At 45.9% G+C, this 22,069-nt stretch carries 23 protein-coding genes; 13 read left to right on the forward strand and 10 right to left on the reverse strand.

Going from position 1 to position 22,069, the window contains the following annotated elements; all coding sequences use genetic code 11:
- The first annotated feature begins 79 nt into the window (after positions 1 to 79).
- On the forward strand, positions 80 to 457 hold the full coding sequence (locus ACZ50P_RS00365) for a DUF333 domain-containing protein (protein WP_464132678.1): 378 nt from the start codon (positions 80 to 82) through the stop codon (positions 455 to 457).
- Positions 458 to 474: 17 nt separating this feature from the next.
- Positions 475 to 1,578, forward strand: coding sequence for a C1 family peptidase (locus ACZ50P_RS00370; protein ID WP_464135238.1), 1,104 nt, complete (start codon positions 475 to 477; stop codon positions 1,576 to 1,578).
- 96 nt (positions 1,579 to 1,674) lie between these two features.
- On the opposite strand, the gene ACZ50P_RS00375 is transcribed toward ACZ50P_RS00370, so the two are convergent.
- The 6 genes from ACZ50P_RS00375 to ACZ50P_RS00400 all read right to left on the reverse strand — a co-directional run bounded on the left by ACZ50P_RS00375 (position 1,675) and on the right by ACZ50P_RS00400 (position 8,553).
- On the reverse strand, positions 1,675 to 2,127 hold the full coding sequence (locus ACZ50P_RS00375) for a hypothetical protein (protein WP_464132680.1): 453 nt from the start codon (positions 2,125 to 2,127) through the stop codon (positions 1,675 to 1,677).
- Positions 2,128 to 2,135: 8 nt separating this feature from the next.
- Entirely contained in the window at positions 2,136 to 3,557 is a 1,422-nt protein-coding gene (locus ACZ50P_RS00380; protein WP_464132682.1) for a hypothetical protein, read from the reverse strand.
- A gap of 131 nt (positions 3,558 to 3,688) precedes the next feature.
- On the reverse strand, positions 3,689 to 4,018 hold the full coding sequence (locus ACZ50P_RS00385; protein ID WP_464132684.1) for a hypothetical protein: 330 nt from the start codon (positions 4,016 to 4,018) through the stop codon (positions 3,689 to 3,691).
- A 9-nt stretch (positions 4,019 to 4,027) separates the two neighbouring features.
- Entirely contained in the window at positions 4,028 to 4,822 is a 795-nt protein-coding gene (locus tag ACZ50P_RS00390; RefSeq protein WP_464132686.1) for a hypothetical protein, read from the reverse strand.
- 67 nt (positions 4,823 to 4,889) lie between these two features.
- Positions 4,890 to 5,369 carry a hypothetical protein gene (locus tag ACZ50P_RS00395; RefSeq protein WP_464132687.1) on the reverse strand — a complete coding sequence of 160 codons (480 nt, stop codon included), beginning with the start codon at positions 5,367 to 5,369 and terminating at the stop codon, positions 4,890 to 4,892.
- Between the two features lie 13 nt (positions 5,370 to 5,382).
- Positions 5,383 to 8,553, reverse strand: a complete 3,171-nt coding sequence (locus tag ACZ50P_RS00400; RefSeq protein ID WP_464132690.1) for a hypothetical protein — start codon at positions 8,551 to 8,553, stop codon at positions 5,383 to 5,385.
- Between the two features lie 375 nt (positions 8,554 to 8,928).
- Between ACZ50P_RS00400 and ACZ50P_RS00405 the strand changes: the two genes are divergently transcribed.
- The 3 genes from ACZ50P_RS00405 to ACZ50P_RS00415 are packed head-to-tail and all read left to right on the forward strand — an operon-like array spanning position 8,929 to position 10,234.
- Complete coding sequence (locus ACZ50P_RS00405; protein WP_464119253.1) at positions 8,929 to 9,315, forward strand: helix-turn-helix domain-containing protein; 387 nt, start codon at positions 8,929 to 8,931, stop codon at positions 9,313 to 9,315.
- A gap of 9 nt (positions 9,316 to 9,324) precedes the next feature.
- Positions 9,325 to 9,921 carry a hypothetical protein gene (locus tag ACZ50P_RS00410; RefSeq protein ID WP_464132693.1) on the forward strand — a complete coding sequence of 199 codons (597 nt, stop codon included), beginning with the start codon at positions 9,325 to 9,327 and terminating at the stop codon, positions 9,919 to 9,921.
- 1 nt (position 9,922) lies between these two features.
- The gene (locus ACZ50P_RS00415; protein ID WP_464132694.1) at positions 9,923 to 10,234 is read left to right on the forward strand and encodes a hypothetical protein; all 312 of its coding nucleotides are present in this window, start codon (positions 9,923 to 9,925) and stop codon (positions 10,232 to 10,234) included.
- A 5-nt stretch (positions 10,235 to 10,239) separates the two neighbouring features.
- Here the strand turns inward: ACZ50P_RS00415 and ACZ50P_RS00420 are convergent, their stop codons facing one another.
- Positions 10,240 to 11,775, reverse strand: a complete 1,536-nt coding sequence (locus tag ACZ50P_RS00420) for a hypothetical protein (RefSeq protein WP_464132696.1) — start codon at positions 11,773 to 11,775, stop codon at positions 10,240 to 10,242.
- A 180-nt stretch (positions 11,776 to 11,955) separates the two neighbouring features.
- Between ACZ50P_RS00420 and ACZ50P_RS00425 the strand changes: the two genes are divergently transcribed.
- Both ACZ50P_RS00425 and ACZ50P_RS00430 read left to right on the forward strand, forming a co-directional pair.
- Entirely contained in the window at positions 11,956 to 12,777 is an 822-nt protein-coding gene (locus ACZ50P_RS00425; RefSeq protein WP_464132698.1) for a S1 family peptidase, read from the forward strand.
- Between the two features lie 15 nt (positions 12,778 to 12,792).
- On the forward strand, positions 12,793 to 13,620 hold the full coding sequence (locus ACZ50P_RS00430) for a S1 family peptidase (protein ID WP_464132700.1): 828 nt from the start codon (positions 12,793 to 12,795) through the stop codon (positions 13,618 to 13,620).
- Between the two features lie 45 nt (positions 13,621 to 13,665).
- Here ACZ50P_RS00430 and ACZ50P_RS00435 read toward each other — a convergent pair whose 3' ends face one another.
- Genes ACZ50P_RS00435 through ACZ50P_RS00445 form a run of 3 tightly spaced genes read right to left on the reverse strand, consistent with a single transcriptional unit; the run spans position 13,666 to position 15,397 of the window.
- Positions 13,666 to 14,406: a hypothetical protein gene (locus tag ACZ50P_RS00435; protein WP_464132701.1), complete on the reverse strand. Its 741-nt coding sequence runs from the start codon at positions 14,404 to 14,406 to the stop codon at positions 13,666 to 13,668.
- Positions 14,403 to 15,149 (reverse strand): hypothetical protein, encoded by a 747-nt coding sequence (locus ACZ50P_RS00440; protein WP_464132704.1) that lies wholly within the window; start codon positions 15,147 to 15,149, stop codon positions 14,403 to 14,405. The genes ACZ50P_RS00435 and ACZ50P_RS00440 overlap by 4 nt, the downstream gene beginning before the upstream one ends.
- Positions 15,149 to 15,397: a hypothetical protein gene (locus tag ACZ50P_RS00445; protein ID WP_464119266.1), complete on the reverse strand. Its 249-nt coding sequence runs from the start codon at positions 15,395 to 15,397 to the stop codon at positions 15,149 to 15,151. The genes ACZ50P_RS00440 and ACZ50P_RS00445 overlap by 1 nt, the downstream gene beginning before the upstream one ends.
- A 110-nt stretch (positions 15,398 to 15,507) precedes the next feature.
- Here ACZ50P_RS00445 and ACZ50P_RS00450 point away from each other — a divergent pair, with 110 nt between their 5' ends.
- The 6 genes from ACZ50P_RS00450 (at position 15,508) to queF (ending at position 22,051) form a co-directional block, all read left to right on the forward strand.
- A complete protein-coding gene (locus ACZ50P_RS00450; protein WP_464132706.1) occupies positions 15,508 to 16,962 on the forward strand; it encodes a DUF6531 domain-containing protein in 1,455 nt (484 codons plus the stop codon).
- 164 nt (positions 16,963 to 17,126) lie between these two features.
- Positions 17,127 to 17,594, forward strand: coding sequence for a nucleoside deaminase (locus ACZ50P_RS00455; protein ID WP_464132708.1), 468 nt, complete (start codon positions 17,127 to 17,129; stop codon positions 17,592 to 17,594).
- A 231-nt stretch (positions 17,595 to 17,825) separates the two neighbouring features.
- Positions 17,826 to 19,691, forward strand: a complete 1,866-nt coding sequence (locus tag ACZ50P_RS00460; RefSeq protein WP_464132711.1) for a hypothetical protein — start codon at positions 17,826 to 17,828, stop codon at positions 19,689 to 19,691.
- Positions 19,681 to 21,012, forward strand: a complete 1,332-nt coding sequence (locus ACZ50P_RS00465) for a hypothetical protein (protein WP_464132713.1) — start codon at positions 19,681 to 19,683, stop codon at positions 21,010 to 21,012. The genes ACZ50P_RS00460 and ACZ50P_RS00465 overlap by 11 nt, the downstream gene beginning before the upstream one ends.
- Positions 21,009 to 21,497 carry a hypothetical protein gene (locus ACZ50P_RS00470; protein WP_464119276.1) on the forward strand — a complete coding sequence of 163 codons (489 nt, stop codon included), beginning with the start codon at positions 21,009 to 21,011 and terminating at the stop codon, positions 21,495 to 21,497. The genes ACZ50P_RS00465 and ACZ50P_RS00470 overlap by 4 nt, the downstream gene beginning before the upstream one ends.
- A 41-nt stretch (positions 21,498 to 21,538) precedes the next feature.
- Positions 21,539 to 22,051, forward strand: a complete 513-nt coding sequence (gene queF, locus ACZ50P_RS00475; protein WP_464119278.1) for a preQ(1) synthase — start codon at positions 21,539 to 21,541, stop codon at positions 22,049 to 22,051.
- Positions 22,052 to 22,069 lie beyond the last annotated feature (18 nt).

Below are 22,069 nucleotides of genomic sequence, written 5' to 3' on the forward strand. Positions count from 1 at the left end.
GCTGGGCTTCAGGCTAGTTTTGTTGGGGCCTCTTCCTAACTTTGACTGACTGGAACAACATATTATTATGAGAATACTTTTGTTTTTATGCTTGCTCATGTTGGGTGTTGAAATGGTTTCTGCCGCGGATCTGGGGCTTAGATACTATGACAGCATTAAAAAAACTTATAAACCGCTCCAAGTAATCGAAAAAGACGGTGTCACTATTTCGAAAAGCTGTCTCAAATCTGGAAAAATGAAATGCCAGGCTTGGGATGCCGTCCTGAATAAGAAGGCACTAACCCCCACACCCGGAGTTGGTGTTGTCGGTAATCCGGCAGCTCGATACTGCCATGACTATAATGCGAACAACCTGATTGTCCTGGATGCAAAGAAGAACGAGTATGATTATTGCGTCTTCTCTGATGGTTCTATGATTGATTCCTGGTCTTTGTATTATAAGCATTTTAAAAAGTAGAGGGTTTTCTTGTGAAGATGCTTCTTTTAATCATTTTACTTATTTCTCAGAGTGTTTTTGCAGCAGACGGCTTAAATCCATTTAAGTTTCAGTATGCAGTTGAGCCTGGAACACAGTCTCAGATCACAAACATGCCCAGAGTGCGCAGCCAGGATTCCTTTGGGATTTGTTATGCTTTTGCGGCATCGGTACTTTACGATCAAGCAAGCTGTGTTGAAAATGAAATCGCTGACTGTGGAGCATTGCCTGATGAAAGCCGAGTATCCGCACTAGATATGTCAAGATTCAGCGTCAATTTGCCTGATGGCATAGACGCAAGGGACAAATTCAATTATGAAGAGCTGCGCGAAGGAGGAAGTGCCGCATTGGCATTACAAAACTCACTCGATATTCTGCACAATGCAAGAGAATCGTGTGCACCTTTTGATCAACTTGTGGCTAAAGTGAAGAACCCCAACGAAGCGCAAAAAATTGAATTGGCTATGTGGAAACGATTTCAAGATAGCTATGAGACCTATAAGAAGAAGTCCAAAGAATGTGCTGCTTGCGGATTGGAATACGCGACAGCAAAATCGCAGGAACTCAAAGACAAGTTTAATCTTAAAACTTCAAACCAAGAAATTCTCCAGGCATTTGCACAAGATACCTATGGAAAGTTCCTAGATAGACTTCTTGTGCCGGAAGAGTGCTGGGAGTTTAAGAAGGGACTTTCTCTACTTGGTGGTTGGGGCGTAAGCATTTACCCCAAATCAGGTGAAAAATCAGATTACAACAAAATGCTCGCAATGATCAAAAAGAACCTTGCAAACAAAAGGCCCATGGCGTTTGGCTTTTGCACCCAAGAACCTCTTACCGTAAAGAGCATAAAAGCGTGTAATGAAGCGACAAATGCATCTGGTACGATTACTGGTTTTGGTCATGAGGTCGTGATCAAGGGATATAGACGAGTTTGTAAGGTCAATGCTGGCAAGACCACAAAAGAATGCTACGACGCAGTTCAGGTTCAAAACTCATGGGGTCAGTCCTGGCAGAATGAAAATGATGACGGATGGGTTGACGCAAAAGAACTTCTAGATCGCAGCTTCTACGGAACTCAGACTCTTACATGGCTTGAGAAATAGGCTCCAACTTAAACTTAACTACCCTCACAGCAGCATCTGGAGAAAGATTCAAAACAGGTATAAAGCCGTTCAGGATTCTCTGCACCCTTAGGCGAGTCAGTCCAGACATCGTTCGTCGATAAATCGCACAGAGGGTTCTTCAGCGATGACGGCACATTTAAATGTGTGCACAGAATCTGGGTCGATAAACCTGTTGTTTTTAAAGAAACTGAATTCGCCTGGGATTTTCTTGTCCCCTTTGGTGAGCTCATAGATAACCGTAAACTTCTCGTCGTCTTCGTTGACGATATTCACGATTCGCACCTTATCCCTTCCTGAAAGGGTGATTTGGCTGGAGCCTTCATAGGTTTCAGACACAAGCTGAATATTAAGACTCTGTGCTTTTTCAATGCATGCATTGCTGCCAAAGCCTCCCATAGCGCCTAGTCTGATTGCGGTGACAAACTGCTTGGCTATTGTGGATGGCTTCATGTTGGCACAGTCTGCTTCAGTGAGGCCCTGCGATTGTACAGTGAATAGTAAAATGAATGAAAGTAATATCGCTCTCATGATTTCTCCTAAGTGCATCTGGCGACACATTGTTCGCCGACTAAATTAGCTTTTTTGCTCATGGTGCATCCGGGCTTGGTGTTACCTTTGTGGCGAATCAGATTTGATGTCCTCATAAAAGACAAAGGCAGAACACCGCCAGTCACCTTTGTTTTGCAAGCTGCAATCGCAAGGGGACGTATTTTTCCCGCCAGTCCTGACATGGAAATATATTGCTTTGCTTGAACTCTGGAAATGGCAAGACTTCCAAGTCCAGCGCTCTGGATGATGTCAAAGTTAAGATACTTTGCAAAGTCACTTGGCAGATTATCGCAGTCGCGTGTCGATTTAAAACGATAGCCAATGCCCATCAGACGATTTAGTCCAAAAGGATCTTCGCCGACCCGGTCGATCATAAAGACGTGTCCTGACCAAGCTAGAACATCGCCGGATTTTAACGTCTCGTCTTTAGTAAAAGTCGGGGCACTAAAGCAAGAGTTTCTTGACGTAAATGAAGCGTACTCAGTGGAAGTAGCAGTGTTTGAAGCTGTTTTCGCATAAGGAGTCAAAGAAAGGCCGGCCGCGGACAGGGCAGTCGACACGAACGATGAACAATCAAGGCCCGTGAACGGAGCGCCTCTTGTGGAGTGAGTTTGCAAGATATTGATATTGCTACCGCTGATAGATGGCCAGCCTCCATAAGTGTATATTGGTGGAGCCTTGCGCATATCGCGGCACTGACTGTTATCGGGGCCATTCTGATCAATATAGTAATGGCTTCGGACCAGTTTGGTCTGATTTGCATTGGGGATGGTTCTAATCTTGTAGGAATGTCTCATATTTCCCCGAGCAGAACGGTAGGAAAGATATCCATCGATACTTGTCTGATATGTATAGGCAGGCTTCGAGATCGCGTCGCAGGATTGATACATCACAGCCATCGTTTTTAAAGCCCCTAAAAACGCCGGGGAGTATTGGGCCGCCAGGGGCTTTTGGATTTCAGTTACCGGAGAAGGCTGCTCAGGCGCACGACAGCTGGGGCAGTCATTGGCGTATCTTGCTTCTGACTCGCTCTTTTTAGCCGCCGGGGGAGTAGCTGGTGATGCATTGGCTGCTGTGAACTTAGCTATCTCTGCCGGGCTTAGTTTGCGGCCGTTCTCTGTGATAGTGATGTTCGGTCTTTTTAAGTCATAGTAGACCCAGGACTCCTTGCCTGCATGACGTCCCGTTTTGATACGAATTTTGATTCCAAGATGGCCTCCCGGGGTGCGCGCGGATTCAAGTAACTCAGCCCGATCCCCGGTTCCGATAGTCCCAACAACGCTTTTGGTGTCAGAGGCGGAAAAAGAAGGCTTTGACCTTAAATAAAACAGATCCTGGAAAGAGATATCTGCGCCCAGCGCAAAAGTCCCCGAAAGCATGAGTATTGAAAAAGGAAGGGCTCGTTTCATACCCAGGTCTTACTTCAAGATCTGTGACACTTCCTTTGTAAATTTATTCACATTTAGGGTCTAAAAGGGCAAACTTGGCGTAACAGGTGTGCAGTCCTTAGACACCCGTTGACGCCGGAGAAATCTAAAACTTACTTTGCACAGGTGGCCGTTGCATCAATGTTGTAAGTTTGGAACAGGATCCAGTCTCTTTTCCACATTGTAGTTTCGACGTCAGTGATTTTTCCATCAGGGCATTGTGCATGAAGCTTTTTATAAACTCGGATATCTTGCAGAGCCGCTTCATTCATAGAAGCTAGATTCAGAATTGCCACCTTGGTGGATTCCGCTTGTACTCTTTGACCGCTTGTAGTGACGGCTCCCCCAGAGTGAGACTGAAGACTTGTGCAGTTTGAAAGCAAAACAGCAGTGCAAAGCAAAAGTGCGGCACGTGACATATTGGTAATATTGGGTAGTTTCATCAGTTTCTCCTATTGTTGGTTTGTGCCAAAGGCTTTCTCGCAGGCTTCATAAACTTCTTTTTTATTTAATCCACAGTAGTCAATTTGTCGGTAGTGACCACAAAGTGTTTTTAGTTCGCTTTTAAAGCTTTCCGCATTGCTTTGATCTGTCATTGTATCAAGTGATTCGATTCCTTTGGTGAGAACGACTTCAATATACGAACTGGTGCCAGCTACCTGAATGCCGCCATATTTATCTTTTTGACCGACAAGCTTGCATGTTTCAGCAGGGGTGGGCCTTCCTCGTTCGATATCATAGGGACTTTGTTTCATATTATTATGAAGAATGGTGTGAACATCAGAGATATAGGCGCTGACTGCACGAGACGAGTACAGACAAGCCTGTTCTACCTTTTTTCTATTCGGGGGCATATCAGCTTCTCTTTCCACAGCACAGCTGAAGATTTCGTTACAGTTGTCAAAAGCCGTCATGTGGCGATTCATGAGTATTGCTGCTTTGGGCAGTGTTTCTGAGACTACTTTTGCAGGCCCGAACCCATTGACCGGTCCATAGACATAAAAGTATATGCCATCTCCGTAAGTCCAATCTTCATAGACTTTATACAGTTCTTCATTTTCTGCAGGCAATTGAGTAAGTTCGCGAGATGTACACACTTTATAGGAGGGCGTTGTATATATTGGTTTGGCTTCTTCGTACTTTTCGACACTATCTGAATTGCATCCTGATAGTACAAATGCAGTAAGCATTGCCGCAAGCGTTAACAAAATTACAGGCTTGTCGGATTTATTTTCTGAATATTTCATGTCATGGATCCTTAAAATCGCTATTACTTTAGGCGCTAAACAAGGTGCAAGTTATATACCACTATGTTTAGTTCGCAATCACTCGAAGATCTACGTTCGCCGAACTGTAAAGTCCGTGCCGTCGCTCTATCTCATCCAATAGTTGTCGTTTAAGCAGTTCACGATCTTCTTTAGCACAGTCGTCAGCCTTTCGTTTAACAACAAAATAAAGTGAAGCAACGCCGACTGCGCCGACCACGGTGATGGTTAATACTGCGGGGTTGGCAAATGAAAGACCCAATGCTGCCAATTCTAAAGACAAGGATTCGCGAACACCAGGTGTGCGTAGTGCGACCGTTGCGGGCAGAATCGCCATGTTCACGATCTGCAGACCATCCTTGAGACTTTTGAGATCCTTGCACGAAATGGCCGATCTGCTAAGGCCATAATAGTAGTTCTGCTGCCCTGAAGAAACACAGCCTTCAAACAAGATGCCCTCGTCGTTTGCAAGTGCTGGTTGCGCCAGAAAGGCAACTGCTAAAGAGATAAATAATACCAAGTACTTCATAACCATGTCCTTCTTAGAAGAATGTATAAACCAGTTTAATTCTTAAAGACTTCAAAGGAAACGAGCCGCCCTGATCTCGTTTAACAAGATCGAAAGTCGCTAGAGCAGCTGGTTGAGAAAAGATTGGGGAATACAGCAGAACGTTTGTTCTGTCGCGCAAGAGTAAGCCCAAAATTCCTTTTACTGACTCGTCGCGAATAAGACGCGAACTAATCATATCGCTCCCTATAAACTGATAAGACGAACCCCAGGTATGCAAACGGTTTGTAGTACGATATGTAAAGTTATGAATTGACCCGTCAGCCCCTTCTAAGGTGCCCGCCCCTCCGTGAGAGACCTCTAGGAATGTCTTCTGAACACTTCCTGTACCCGAAAGGCTTTCGTCAAAGCGAGTTTGTTCAAGTTCAATATCTGCGATCCGTAGGTTCTTCTGGTGACCACCAAAAAACTCTTTGTTTAAATGAATTTTCGTTGATCCAAAAGTGTTGAGATCTAGAATCTGCTTTTCATTTAACTCGACATAAACCGCATCTTTGCGCACAAGCATCGTCGGTGAGGCGCTGTGGAACTTGTTGTCCAGGGATAAAACTATTTTATGTATGAAAGACATATAAAAACTCTTCATAAGACGAACGGATTCTTCTAGTGACTCAGATGCAGAAGCCAATTCTATAGTTTTTTCTTTCAAAAGTTCAAAATGTGATGACTGTGGAAGAGGCTCTAACGTTGTATATTCATAAGCTTTGATCACCTCGTTGTAGACATAGAGAAGTCTTTCTGTCGACGTATCTTGAATTGACTGAACAAGGTTCCGCAGTGTCGAATCCCCCAAGTTCGCTAATGCCAGATATTTATCCTGAGCAACCAGAGACAAAGCGATGGATTGCTCGATCAAGGCTGAGGAGTTGGCGATATCTTGCAAAGTCTCTTGCAGTTTGTGGTACACCTCAGCTCTTTGTTTAACAATTCTCTCTAGATCTGCAGCAGAAGCTTTAAAGAACTGGTCGGAATTCTTGATTCTCTCAATCTCTTGTTGCAGCTCGTCCTCAGGGACGACAGCTCCAGTGAAGCCTTTGCTAATTTCAGTCATCTTTTCAAAGACAGGAGTCACTTCTTCTTTAAGCTTGTTAAGATAATCGATTTTTTCCTGAAAGCTTTTGTCTTCAAGATTTGAAATCTTCATTTTATTCAGCAGAGCATCGAAACTGGAGCGAGATTTAGTCAAATTCTCTTTGGAAAATGCCTTCTCCCAGTCGGCTTTGGCTTTTGCTCCGTAGGCGATGTAGTCCGCAACGCTGCCGGAAGTCGGAACATCGGCAAGATAGTCCATCACCGTTCCAGCGGCGGCCAAGGTCGGCTGCCCTGCCGGGATCACTTTGGATAGAGACGCCAATACTTTAATGTTCTGCCTTAAGGAGTCCCATTGATGTTTTCTGGCGACATTATTCTTTGCTTGTTCTTCAATTTGTTTATTCAGACTTAACAACAAACGATCATAAGCGGCCTCGTTATTCTTGAGGCTGATTCGCATGCCTTCGAGCTCGTTGATAGAGGAAATTCTGATGTTTTGCTTGTCGGACTCTGCGTTGATAATCTTGTTTTGCTGTTGGACTAATACCGCCAGGTGATTGCGGCTAAGTTGCTTTTTGTCCAGCAAATCAAGAATCTTCGCCGTCAGATAGTAGTTTGTTAGTGCCATATCAATCTCTGAATCAAGTTGTGTTAGTCCGAAGTCCAAGGTGTACAATGGCGCCTCTTTGTAGGAACGGCCAAAGTAGTCCTGTTGCAGGTTGATTCGATTCAGCAGAAGCGCATATCGGGCCCCAACTTCAAGATAGTGACTGGAGTACTCTTTTGAAAGACCGCGCATGCTTGAAAGGTCCTCTTCGAGAACTTTTTTTACAAAGGTGAAGTTTTTTGCGATATATCTGTCGCGAATTAGTTTAAGACGAGATTTATAGAATTCCTCGGAGTGTGTTAAGCGAGGAAGGGACTCGGCCGTCGCAGTTCCGAAGCTTGCCGCTTTAAGGGGAGACGTTGGAGAGACGGCATCTTTCCCGTTCTGTGTGGCCTTGTTTTTGATGAGTACATATCTGGGATTGACTGTGAAGTTGTCCTGTACTGCCCACATCGCGGCGTATTGAGGTGATCCGGCTTTTCCACCTTTATACACGCCTGCCGCCTTGCCAGACTTCCCTGGCGCAACGCTGGCAATTGTGTCTAAAGCTGAACCAGTCACACGTTCACCGTTAATCATATTTGCCACAACGATCACAGTACCTCCCTGACCTCCAGCTCCTGGATGACCACCGGGTACCGCATCGCCCCCGTCAGAAGGCCATTGCTGTGCGCCTCGGGCAGGCGTTCTCTGTCCCCCAACGCAGTTCTTTCCTCCAGCGCGTCGCAGGACTTCTTCTTTGGTTCTAACAATTTCCGGGTTACAAGTGGGTGATTCATGCAGAGCCTCGCGATAAACGACGCCATAAGATATTCCCGTTTCAATTATGGATTCAAAAGCTGGAATGCTGACGCCATCAGTGCCAGAGCGGCCACCACCGGCATCTTGTCCCTTGCCACCTTCCGCAATAAGTCTTTTCATGCTCTTATCGCCGTGAGTGATAATCTCGTTTGCGACGATTTGGATACGACTGCCCTTATAACCTTCGTTGCCATCAATACCCTTGGTTCGTTTATTGAGTGGCTCTAGAACGGGACCTAAATCTTCTGGTGTAGTGCTGATAGCGCCGTTATCTTCAAAGACAATTTGTTCAGCATTTAATGTGATACTTGTATGGGGCAAGTGGAGCTTATTTCTTACTATGATTCTTTTTGCATCAACTTTTAATGTATAAACTGAATTGACGTACTTTGGGTCAGAAGTCATGGTGGATTTGTAGATCTTAAACGGTTGTTCATCCGCATCCAGAACGACCTCAGTTCCAACGATAGCTATATTATTAGCGGTGCCATCTTGCAGTACGCCATTCAACTCCACCTTCGAAGGCTCTTTTGTAATGGTAATTGAATTATATTGATCCAGCGTAAGATCGGATGGTTTGGCCTCAGACTCTGTTAGGGCAGACGCTGATTTCAGAGTTAAAGCACCAGAGTTGTTCGATCTACTGCAGGCGGTGGCTACGGCTGCTATAACCACAAACGAAATTACGCGCATCTTCTTGTCCATTTCATCCTCCGACGAAAAATGTAATGGACCTTTTCTAAGGCAAAGGTTCTCGCTTTAGAACAGCATGTTGTTTTTGTAATATTTCGTATTCATTTTTATATCAAGAGACTCCTTCAAGCGTGTACCGAACCTCAATCAAATAAAGCGAGCTACAAAAGATTATACGCCAGTATAATTTGGTCCAATCAGTAAACAGGGTGTCCGAAGTTCGTTAATAGTATCTGTTTCTGAGCATAGAAGAGGCGGTATGACACTTGCTCTAGCTATTGCAGAAGACTTCGGAAAACATCAAAACCTGTTTGTTTAGATTATAAAGGCATAGCAAGGCGAAAAATGTTGGCCCTGTCTAATTTGCTGACAGAACAAAGGACTCAAATGAAGCAAAGTTCAATTGCGACACAGCTTAACAGGGCCATCCACTTTGCAGGAAGACTGCAGAAAGATATTGCTCATCAGTCCGATATCACCGAGGCCACACTAAGCCGCTTTCTAAGCGAAAAAACGGACATCAAGCTAACCACCTTCACGGCGATTCTGGCTTGTTTGAAAATTGATCTTGCGGCTGTTCTGCATAAAGAGATCAACAAGGCGTCGGGTCTTCAGGAAGATTCAGAAAGTACGGACGTTGACCGACTTCTGGAGCTGCTGCCGAAGAATAAAAGAAGAAATGCAATCGAACATCTGTTGGCTTTATCCAAAGGGACTAAGTCTTACGAGGTTTCAAAAATTCGAAAAAAAATGGAAGAAACGCTTAATAAATAAGGAGCAATCATGTACGTAAAAAATTATGCCCTTGCAAATACGGTTCTGGGGTCACCAAGAACCACGTTGAAGGGATTGGGGTCAGTGACCTTTAAGGAAGAGCATGTTCGTGAGGTGGCAGAGTCACTTCTTATGCGTTCGATTTTGGGTCTGGTTGAGCTGAACGGATTTGAACCTCGAACTGAGTGGGTTCTCAGTCGTCTGAGCTGGGCCGAAAGCGAAGACGTGGATTTCGCCCTTCAGAATCTTCACGAATTTGGAATGTTGCTAAAAGGCTCAGATGGTCGATATATTTCTGTTGATATCGACTTTGATGACTATCTTTCACACCTGGACAGTCTTTCAGCCCAGTATCTGTTTTCAACAGAGCTAGGCCAATTGATACGAAATAATCCCGAAGTCATTAACACCCAAGCTACTGGTACCTATCTATGGACAGAGGAAATTTATCATAAATTTGCTACGGGCCTTCAGATTTTAATCACCCAGGCCAACAAAGAGGCGGCATTAACTAATACCGAGAAAGATATGCTTGTGGGCTTTAATTTCTCGATGACAGAAGTGACTCGTCCTGTGCCTTCAAAGAATGGAAAGAAAGGTGAATAGTATGAAAGCGGCATTTTTATTTCTTATGACCATGATTTTTGTTTCTGTGACTTGGGCGGGAGGCACTGGCTCAGGCTCAACAGGCGGCACTCGCCCGACAATGAATAGCTTGGAAAGTATGAAGTCTGTGGACGCGGTTAAGTTCCGCAACTTCAATAAAGGAAAAGTTGAGTTCTATTTCAAAGACAGGAATATTCCGAAGGCCGAGATTTATGAGGTCAAACTTGAGGAAATCGATAACAAGTATATTGAGGCCCTGCAAAAGTCAGCGGAAAGTAAATCTTGGCAACCGGTTTTCCCAGAGAAGGATTAGAGCTTTTAAGGATGTAACGAGTCCTGCAAAGACCTGTATCTATTCTGAATCTTTTTCCAGATATTACTATTGGGGCCGGTGATACCGTCTATGCCTATGGACTCGGTTGAACCGGCAATACCTCTGAATCTATTTTGATAGTGTTGTCCCCCAGGAAGAAATCGTGCCAAGTCAGGATTGCGCGCAGCAACTGTGGGGACATTCTGCTTTTCGACCGTCTTTGAGTTTTCTTCCATCTGAAGCTTTTCGTACCGTTTATCGGCGGACGCAGCGCCGCCACCGTAGAACCCACTTAGAACCGCAGGCTCCTTGGAGTTCTTCGCCTTCAGTCGTTTAATCAAGCCGGGCTGCAGATGTGGCGAAGAGAGGTTTGCACCCTGCCCTTGCTGCCCATCAACGGGCTCCTCTCCTCCTGAAGAGGTCGGCCATGCAGTGATAATGTGCGGCTTCTTTTCGTCTCTTAGCGGCGTTGCCTGTACCTGCGGTTTTAGCCTTGCGGTTGAATTTATGTTAGAGGGTAGATCAACTTGGTTGTCTGCCTGCCTTTTGCAAATGGGATTCGTCGGTGTTTTGCTGCATATGCAGACGGTTTGTTCTACCATCTCTGGATTGTTGCAGTCCATTTTAGGCAGGTTTGCGCATCCGGGATAGTCCGGGTAGGTTGAGCAGATTTCTGCAGTCGCTGCCGCCCCGTTGGTAAGGAGGGCGCAGGACTGTGAGTTCGCGTGCATTTCGGAATAGTTTTGTGCGGCTGCAGATGCCTGACCCATTTTTGAGGAAAATCCCTGGCAGGAAGACAGGTTTCCGGCCATGGCGGTTCGGGCTTCACCGGCTAGGCGTGCAGATTCCGCTCCGTTGTTGCACTTGGGGGTGAGCTGTGCTGAGCAGGCTGTTGAACAAGTGGTGATCGCATTCCCACACAAAAGACGATAAGACATAAGAGCTGCATTAGCTGCCTTTGCCAGGTTGGCCATTTTAGTGCAACTCTCCCGAATCCCCATGGCACTTTTCTGACCAGCATATAATGTCAATTGGGCGGCCATGTTTGCAACGTTGCTCATGGCGGAGTTGTTTTCGTCACACGAACTAGCGGCTTTTAATGTTGCCTGCTCGCATGCATTAACCTCGGCGTCGAAGTTTTCCAAGCATTGAGTATCTGCGCTTTCGGCTGGGGCGTTGGCGCCTGAGTCTTCATCTTTATCGTCATCCTTTTCGCCGGTGGCTTTGGATTTTTCGTCGTCAGAAAGGGGGACATCTGCGTCTAGGAATCCATGCCCATCGTCCGGTGGTGCTGTTGGCTCAGGAGCGGGTTCTTCTATTTCCTTCCCGCTGTCGTAATTTTGAGACGGATTTCTCTCTTCCATAGAACAGAGTCGATAGCACAACCTAAACTCATCTTGTCTTCGCTGTATATCATCATACTGCAAGACCCTCTGATCACACTCTTTCACGCATTGCTGACTACCAAAGGCAACATTTGAAAAAATAAAAACGGCATTGGAAAGGAGCGCCGATAGAAGAAGTGTTCGTTCATACTTCATGCTCTACCTATCGGCATGACACCTGTTCTGCCTAAGAGGTTTATAAACATTTCGTTTTTACAAGGTTCTGTTTTCAATTGATTCATGTCTATAAATAGTTCACTGAAAATCGTTTAAATCAGTTGTCACTTTAAACAGTACTAAGTTTTGTGTATATAGAGCGGATTCGGAGAATTTGTGATGAAAAAAATTGTAATATCCTTGAGTCTGATTTTATTTCTGGGCTGTAATGAAGCTCGTCAAGAGGGCATTAGTTTTGAAGACACTAACGGAAGTATTATAGGTGGAACTAGAATAGATCCGATGTCTATCCCGGCTCGATCAACGGTTTATGTAGGCTTGGCGTACTATAAAAACGGTAGGCCTGTTCAAGAAGCCAGATGTTCTGGGGTTCTGGTTTCCAGAAGAGCTATTCTAACTGCAGCACACTGTGTTGATGGTGCCACTGAGGTAGACTACGAAAAAATGCAGATCTATGTGGCGTTTGGTGCTGACATTTCTGTCCCGTCCAATATTACTGTGTGGGCGACGTCCGGGGTAAAGATCCATCCTGACTATTCAGCAGAAGTTGCTTTTGGCAGGAGAGCACCCCGTGATATTGCAGTGGTTACAATTGCCAAGGATGCCCCCTTCCCCTTCGTACCGGCACAGATACTTACCGATTATCGATTGCTTGAGCTTGGTGAAAATCTGCTCGTCCTAGGATACGGTCTTTCATCCGTAGAGCCTTGGGAACTAGCAAAGAACTTAAAATCAGTTTCGCTTCCTCTTGCGGGCATATCACACAACAGCTTGGAGCTTCGTGGAACTTCGGAAGAAAATACCTGCGGAGGTGATTCGGGTGGACCGATCTTCGCTAATAAAAATGGTAATTACTATCTTGTGGGAACTCTAGTGGGCGAAATGATTAAAGACGACAGGTTGCCCCGATGTACTCAACGAATTGTAATTACCCATCTTGACTATGTGAAAGACTTCATTGCGCCATATATTCAACAGTGAGCTTAGGACTTTTCTATGAAAAGAATTATAGTATTTTTGACTTTGATTTTATCCGTGGGCTGTAATGAAGCTCCTCACGAGAGCATTAGTTTTGAAGACACTAATGGAAGTATTATAGGTGGGATCAGAGAGGACGCAGCTTCTTTGGCAGCACGTTCTACGGTTTATGTTGTAATAGGACTTTATAAGAACGGCAAGATTGTTCATGAGTCTCGGTGCTCTGGCGTCCTTATATCCAAGAGGGCTATTCTAACTGCTGCACATTGCGTTGATGGTAATGATGGAGTTGATTACGATAAGCTAAAGACTGTTGTCGCATTTGGAGCTGATATTTCTGTTCCATCTAATATTACCGTATGGGCGACGTCCGAGGTAAAGATCCATCCTGACTATTCAGCAGAGGTTGCTTTTCGCAGGGGAGCACCCCATGATATTGCAGTGGTTACAATTGCCAAGGATGCTCCTGCTCCCTTCGTACCAGCCAAAATATTTAAAGACTTTCAATCACTGGAGCTAGGCGAAAGACTTCTTATTTTGGGATATGGTCTTAGTTCTATTAATCCTCGAACAAAACCAACATATCTCAAATCAGTTTTTCTTCCATTGGCAGGCATCCTGCACAACAGCTTAGAGGTTCGTGGGACGGCTGAAGAGAATGTCTGTGGAGGTGATTCCGGAGGACCTGTCTTCGTTCTCAGAGATGGCAAACCGTATTTGATAGGAACGTCAGTAGGAGAGATGTTTATCGACAACCGATTGCCTTTATGCACCCAGCGTGCGGTAATTACCAATCTTGACTATGTTAAAGTGAAAGACTTCATTGGCCCCTTCTTAGGAAACTAGCTTGTGCTGCTGGAGCGGTTCTGCAACGGGGGCTCCTGCGAAGATCTACTGCGCTCGACAGTAAGGCAACGAGCGCGTATAGTTCAGAATCGCCCTTTTATTCGCCCTCGTCTGCGCGACCAACCTTTTGGGGTTGTCAATTAGTGGCTGCCAATATCGACCCAATCCACGATTACTACCTGTTCCAATATAGGGTGAAGAGTCCAAATACATTCGCATCGTCTTGATCGCGCAATCAATGTTTTTCTTGTCGTTAAAGGTGTCTGCTGTGGTTTTTAATAAGCCACAAGAATCACCTTTAGACATGCTGAAGAGTCCATTGCTGCTAACCCCAAAATGTTCCATATATGTAGCCGTGGATCTAAAGCCACTTTCAATTTCTGACAGTTTCGATGCGAACTGAAGCCAGAAGGCGCGTCGTTGACTGAGAGTTAAATTATTCCAGTTGGGGCAATAGCTCGTGGCATCTTTCGGATTGTAGTTGGCCAGGCCCTCTCGATCAATGGCTTCAAGTGTGTAGGTGGACCATGTTTGGCCTTTGTCATGATAGTGCCAAACCGGCAAGGCCGTACCCAAAGGTGGCTTAGGTCCGTCATAGCTTGATTCGCAGTTTGTGCAAGAGCTGCCAGAACCAAAGCGGCCGGAAAAAAAGGACCCTATCTTAGAACCTGCCATTGAGAAAAGATTCAAGGCCTTTGACATCGCAGAGGAGCTTTCAGGAGTGAACAAATTCGATGCAACTCCGATGAACAGAATAAGCAGGACATGTCTTGGAACTGACTTCAATCTGCATCTCCCGGTTTTTTACAATATGGCAGGGCACGCAGGTGCTTTTTCAAGGCTTTCTGACTGGCGAAGGTCCAATCGCGATCATAGATGGGGTTAGGTACAAATATCTGCCAGTTACCTCCAAGCCCTTTGATTCCGTCATGCCCACCGATGGCATTGGTGTGTACCAACCAATACTTCATTGTGTACACCCCACACCGAAGATTCTTTTGGGGGTCCAGTGTGTCTGCTCTGGATTTCAAGTAGCTACATTGAGTGGTCGACATCGCCAATAGGCCGTTGCTTTCCTGGCCTGCCGCCGCACCTTTGTCGTGGTGAACCATCGACGGATTTAAAACACTCTCTATTTCGGCCATTTTTGAAACCATGTTCAGCCAAAAGTTCTTGCGTTCGGCCAACGTTAGACTTTTCCAATTCGGGCAGTAATAAGCAGCATCTTTTGGGTTTAGATTTGCCAGTCCTTCTTTTTCGATGGCCTCCATGGTGTACTGAGTCCATTTTTCACCATCTGGGTGCTCGGCCCATACGGGAAGGCCCGATCCTTCGGGCGGCTTCGGTCCGCGATATTGAGCGGCACAGTCAGTACACGAGCTCGAGGTGCCCAGGGCTTTTCCGAAAAGTCCCTTTATGTTTGAGCCAAGTGTGGAAAAGAAACTTAGAGCCTTCGCCATTGCAATGGCTTCCATAGGCACACTTTGTACCGTCAAAGTAAGAGCCAATAGCAGGACAACTTTTTTCATTATCTGGTGCCATCCACTTCGGATGTAGGTGCTGAGGGATCTACGAACTCGTAGTCACTGTCTTTGGGTGTTGCGTCTTCTGAGCTTGTCCCCAATGCAATAAACTTCTTTTGCTCTGGGCAGTAGAAGCAATTATTTGCTTTTTCCAATGGGGAACATTCTCCGGCATTTTTATAAGATTGCAGATTAGGATCAGCCAATAAAGTCGATGGAGTCAGAATTAAAAGAGCAAGCAGAAGTCGACACATTTTTAACCACCTTATGTAAACTAGAATATATTCATACCTCGGTCGGTGTCTAAAAAAAACTTTTGGCAGGACCAATTTACTGAGGTGATAATCTAAACATCAAAGGATTGATGATGTTTAGATTTTTCGCTTTTGTTTTTGTTCTTATTGTAACCTGTTCAGCGTCCGCAGTTGTCGATACGTCCACCGGTTCTTTCGTGCATTCATGGACTGACTTCGAAGGGCGTGGGATGGATCTTAGGCTAAGTCTTGTCAGGACTTATCATAGCCGCTCCAATCATCGTGGGTGGTTTGGTTATGGCTGGTGCACAGGCTTAGAAACAAACCTGAAGAGAAGCGAAGATCTTCTTGAGATAAACTACTGTGGTGATGGACGTGTGGCCGTATTTAAAGCCGAAGGTTCACAGTTTAAAGGGGCCCTGGCGTCTGATGGAATAGTTAAAAAGGTGGACTCAGTCTACAAACGAACTTTGCCCGATGGAACTATAGAGACCTTTAATTCTGAAGGAGCTCTTGTCGAAATCCGCAAGGGAAAGCTCTTCATTCAGGTAAAGTATAATAGTAAAGGTGTCCCTTCCGAGATTACTGACAGCGGTGGGCGCTTGGTCAGCATACTTTCAAATTCCCAGGGAAATATTTCCCTTATCCAATTCCAGCTCAACGCCAAAGGCAAAGATATCAATCCGGTGACCATTGGGCAGTACTCTTATGTCGCCGATAATCTTGTCGAAGCGAAGAACGCCTGGGGTAACACTTATACATATGAGTACGACAAAAAACACAATATGATTGGCGCAAAATGGCCAGGAGAAAAGTCTGTCACGATATCTTATAATAATAGTGATTGGGTTCAATCTGTCAGCGGAACGGAGATCTGCAAAGAATTTTATTCTTATAAATTGGACAACTCTCGAAAGCCGCCTCGTTATGCCGTGACTGTGAAGAAGGACTGTCATGATGGGGTCAAGATTGAGCGCGCCTATGCTTACACCTATGCATTGGATAACAGCCGCATCGTTGCCGCAGACTATGATGAAAGCGGCGTGAAGCGAGAATACGTCTATGAGGGCGACAATGTGGTCAAGGTTGTGGAACATCGCGGAGAAAATCAAATCGCCACAACAATCAAAAGAAACTCCAAAGGTCATATTATTTCTGTAGTGAACCCTTTTGAGGTCAGACGTTATAGCTACAAGACTGGGGATACACGGGACTTGGTGGTGAAGGCAGAGATTGAATTGGTGGTTCTGGGCAAAGTAGCATCGCTGGAAGCTTATTCTTTTGGCTATGACGGAAATGATCGACTTATCTTTGCGGTAAAACCTGACAAAACAAAAATTGAATTTAAGTGGTCAGAAGACGATGTTCTGACGCAAGTACAACGCCCCGGAGTTGCGGTGGAATTGGTGTACGGCTCAGACAACGAAGTAACGGGCGTTAAGTTTGGTGGCAAGACGTTGCCGGTGAGTATTTATGAGGTCCCAGCCACGGCTCAAGAGATTGCAGCGGTTGAGACTTATATCGACTTCCATAGAATGCAAAGACTGACGATTCCCTCATACTAAATAAAGGTATCTGAGTTGTCGGATTCACCTTTGGAACGCAATTTTCATGAGCCCCCCTTTGATTTTCGGGGGCTCGGTCGCACCCTCGTATGAGGATTATATTGACCTGAAGCCCCCAACCTCAACTTGACTAAGTTCATGCGGCCCCATAAATTCGTCGACCTATGAACAAAGAATTTATGTTAAGAGCCATCGAACTTTCCAGGAACAATATGCACGCGGGTGCGGGCGGCCCTTTTGGGGCAGTTATTGTTAAGGATGGAAAGATTATTGGCGAAGGCTGGAATAAGGTCACTTCCTCTAACGATCCCACAGCCCATGCAGAAGTATCTGCGATTCGCGATGCCTGTGCGAAAAGCAATAGCTTTGAACTGGCGGGTGCTGAGATTTATACTAGCTGCGAACCTTGCCCGATGTGCTTATCAGCAATTTACTGGGCGCGTATTTCTAAGATTTACTATGGAAATACACGTAAAGACGCAGCCGAGATCAATTTTGACGATGACTTCCTTTATCAGGAAATCCCTAAAGATATTAAAGACCGTAAAGTTCCCATGATCCAATGTGCTCATGCGGAAGCCCTTGAGGTCTTTAAAGAGTGGGACAGCAAGTCCGACAAAATCCCCTACTAAAGCCCAAGAAATAGTTCAGGACTCCTGCCCGGAAGTCTTCTTAGAGAGAATAAAGGAATGAAAGCACTTTCATTCCTTTTTCTGTTTTTGAGCGTTTTTTCCGCCGTATCTTGTCAGCATAAGGAAAAACAAATCCCTAGAGATATCGCCTCATTACAAGCTAATGGGGGGATGGAGGGTATTTGGTTTTTACAAGGCACCTCGTCTACGCGGGGTCCGTACAATGGAGAGTTGGAACTGCGTAAGTCTCACGACGGGACCTACGACGTTGTCCGAATGGTCACCTATATCAACTATTTCTTCGATGGCTTGAAAGTTCAGGAAGTCTGGACTGGAAAAGCCGTTGCCACAGGCGAAAGTCTGACGATCTCTTATGATCTGAAGCAAGCCGACTTCATCACTCGTTTGGGCGACCTGAAGCGGGATCCTTCGGACTTCAGCAATACTATTAATGTGGTGTCCCGTTACACCGTCACCCCCAATGGGCTGGCGACGTCCTATGCGGATAAGAAAGTTTCAAGCTATACCGAGTGGATTACGACAAAAAGGGAGCTTGAATCCAAACCTCTCTGGGTGAATCAAAGGCAACTGATCGGCGCCAAGGGCCCTAAGATTCCCCTGGTTGTGCGTGGAGTAATCAATGTCTTTAAGAAAGACATTGGCTATGAAAAAGACCCTTTGGTGAAGTCTTACAAGAACAGAAAAGAGTACAAGGATGAAAATCCTTATATCGTCTTTGATCCAACGGATTTTGAATTCTATCGTCGCAACAAGGATATAATTCGCGTTGCCAATAAGATCGTGGACGACATCAGCATCACTGAAGCCGTTGTGAAACGAAACGCCTATGCACCGACTTTAGAAGAAAAGGCCCGCAGCTATGATCGAAATGCACGGGACTTTCATATCAATGAAGCCGGGATTGTAACTCCCTCCCAGATTGATGAGCAGGGGCGCTTGGTTGCTTTCAATCTTCACGGGGATGCTGCGCTGTGGACGGGAATGTATCTGGGGTCTCAGGCAATGCGCTATCAGCTAACCAAAGAAGTTGAGGCGTTGGATAACATCAAACGCACCCTACGCGGCTTGATGACACTGATGGAAATAACCGGAGATCCGCAGCAGTTTGCCAGAACGCTTGCGATCTATAATCCGGCCAAAGGACTTCCCGATTCCAGGTGGCACCAGGGCAAAGGCAAGTTCCAGCATCTGATGTGGCAAGAAGGTGGCAACAACGACATGGTCAAAGGAATCACACATGGATTCCTTTGGGCAGGACTGGTGCTGCCCAAATCTGAAGTGGAGCTGTGGCGAGATTTAAAATCTTATTCTCGCAAGCTGATTGACCTGCAGGTCGTCTGGGATAAACCACAGAACAAAGCGGCGGCTTTGGGGTTGGCGGCATGGCTGACCAATGATCCCGCCTTCAAAGAACAGTACATCGGATATTATGGCAAAACTAAAACGAAACTCAGTGGATTTAGCTTCGACACCACTTTCTATTGGCATGGATCTGCCGACTGGAGTGGGATTAACTTAGGGCTGGTGGGGGATATCACCGATATTACGATTGCCGATCTGTTGGGGCAGACAAAAATTCGCGATCAATTGCGCGAGCGCCTGATGGATGCATGGGTGACTTACGCGCCCGCACAAAGACACCTGCAAACACTGGTGGCTTACGGCTTTGCTTACAAGCATGGAACGCGCGGAGGAAACTTCCGTTCAGACAGCAGTGATGCGAAATTTGCCGAATCCTTAAAGCAGGCAAGTTGGGGTTTGCGAGAGATCCCCTATCCCCGCCCTAACTTGAATGTCAGCATCGACCATTCCCTGCGACCTGATTGGTGCATGTCACCGATTCCAAGGTTGTTCTGGAAGGCTTTGAAGAAGCCAGAACCCCCGATCGATTATTTCTATCAAGGGCTTTACAACTATCCGATCTTTGAGCTGCAGGCCTTTGCCAGCAACTTTGTCTGGAAGGACACGGCTTTTGGTTATCAGATTTCACATGTCAAGGGTGAAGAGGAATCCGGAGTGGACTATCTTTATGCCTATTGGTTAGCAAAATACGTGGGTGCGAGTAATGTTGAGTAAATGGATCTATACCGCTGCCTTAATGGTGTTCCTGGCAGATGCGGCTTGGGCAAAGAAAGAGATTCTGGTTTTAGGCGGGGGCGGAGAACCCGAGGGCGCAACCACAATCTTTGATGAGACACTTAAGAACTTGGGCACGTTTTCCAAAAGCGCCGGGTGGAAGCCCACCGTGGTGTTTAACGGTGGCCACAAGACAACGGAAGCTTTGGCCAAACAAGCCGGCGGCGGAAAAAATATCCCTGCAACGACCGACAATCTGAACAAACAAATCGAATTGTTTAAGCAGAAGATTCAAAAAGGCGAACTGAAAAAGGGTGATCAGCTGATGATCAGTGTGGCGACCCATGGGCTGGAGGCGGCTCCTCCTTTTGAAACTCATGCGGTGTCATCAAAAAATGGCACTTTCAACATGGATCGTCTGAAAGCTCTTCGTGATCTGGCAGAAAAAAAAGGCGTCAAACTTGCGATCATGGATTTTAGCTGCCATTCCGGGGCCACCTTAAAGTTGGGCACAGATAAAACATGTGTGATCTCGGCTGCATCTTCCAATGTGGGCTATAATACGACGGGATCTTCGATTGCGGGCAATTTGAGGGCCGGGGGAAATTTAGAGTATGCCTTTCTGGGGGCCAGATCTTCGCCGGCGGGTTTGTCTCCAGGGACACCGCAGATTTCCACAGAGGCAGGCAGAAAAACCTACCAGGCCACAGCCTTTCTTTCTGACTCCATGAGAGAAAGAAGTTCCTTGGATACCTGGGCTGAAAAAGGCAAGAAGGCGGAAGCCTGCAATCTGACAAATGCATCGTATGTGAAACTTGCACGAGAGCTCAAAGACATTAAGGAATCATATGGACGACTGTCAGGTATTCGTGCCTTGGCGGGACTGCCGGATGTGGATCAAGCCAAGGCTCAGCTTCAGCAGGCAATTAAGACCTATGAATCGGCCCGCAATCAGGCGTTGGCAGCTCATCGTGCCCAGAGTAAATACGACCAAGAGGTGTGCTTCGAGCTGGTGCCGAAGATGAATTACTGTGGAACAATGACTCAATTTGATTTCGGCTACGAGGAAGTAAAAAAACAAGCGGCCTCCAACCCGTCTCCGGCCATCAAGGCGGAACTTCGGGCCTATGAGAAGTTTGTAAAACGAGAGGACTTCAAAAAATGGAAGGCAGCTGCGGCCTCCTACGCAAAGCAGGCTGATGATCTTTACTGGAAGGCGGAAAAGGTCGGCCACGCGGAAAGAAAGATTTACGAGGCTCTTTACGCTCATTATTCAAAAGAATCCAAAGCACCGAATCCATGCAGGGACTTTAAATTATGAAATCTAGAATGTGGAAAACTTTGTTAATATCTGTGATGCTGGGCTTTTCTGTGAAATCCTTTGCGCAAGAGAGCTTCAAATGCGGTGAGTACGATATTACCGGAGTCGTCAAAAAATCCGATGGTAAATTTGTGTTGAAGTTGTACGAAGGCTCGATGAGCGAAATCACCCTGTCTTTGCCGGTCGATCTTGAGGCGGCGGCCCAGGTTTATGAAAACAAAGCTGTGCTCTTAAAGGCGAAGATGATGGCCCCGGTGAAGGACACTCGTGGCGTGGTGCAGTCGCTTCTTTCTGATGAGGAAGTTAAAAAACTTTTAGGCCCTGAGTCGCCATATTCAGCGCGCTTCCTTCGCGAGGATATCAAAGAACGCGTGCCAGATCCTCTGCATCCGGATCTGGATTCGGGAATGATACTCACAAAAGAACTATCCTGTGATGGCACTCGAACGCCAAGCTCGAAGAAGTCAGGGAAGTCAAAAAAGTAGGATTTGCTAAACCGGGGAACTTCCTCTAAAAAGGCTGCATTATGAAAAAGAAAACTGGAAGAGACTCAAAAGAACTGGCCGACTTTGCTTTGGGTGAAAATCAAACCAAGTATCCAGAAACCTATGCGCCGGAGGTGTTAGAAGCCTTCGACAATAAAAATCCCGGCAAGATTGCCTGGACGACTTTTGTGTGCACCGAGTTCACCTCGTTGTGCCCCAAAACCCGTCAGCCGGATTTCGCCAAGATTTTTGTGAATTACATCGCTGACAAGAAGATGGTCGAATCCAAATCTTTAAAGCTGTACCTTTTCAGTTTCCGCAACCACGGGGACTTCCATGAAGATTGCGTGCAGACGATCTGTGATGATCTGGTGAAGTTGATGAAACCGAAGTACATCGAAGTTATAGGTGAATTCACACCGCGCGGAGGCATCGCGATTTATCCTTACGCGAACTACGCAGCAAAGGATAAGTTCTTCCAGGACTTGTATAAAAAGCGCATGAGTGAATACGCCCCGGGCAAATACTCCATGGAGCTTTCCAAGCTGTACTAAGGCTGAATTTGGAAAGTT

The organism is Bdellovibrio sp. CKG001 (assembly GCF_055397465.1).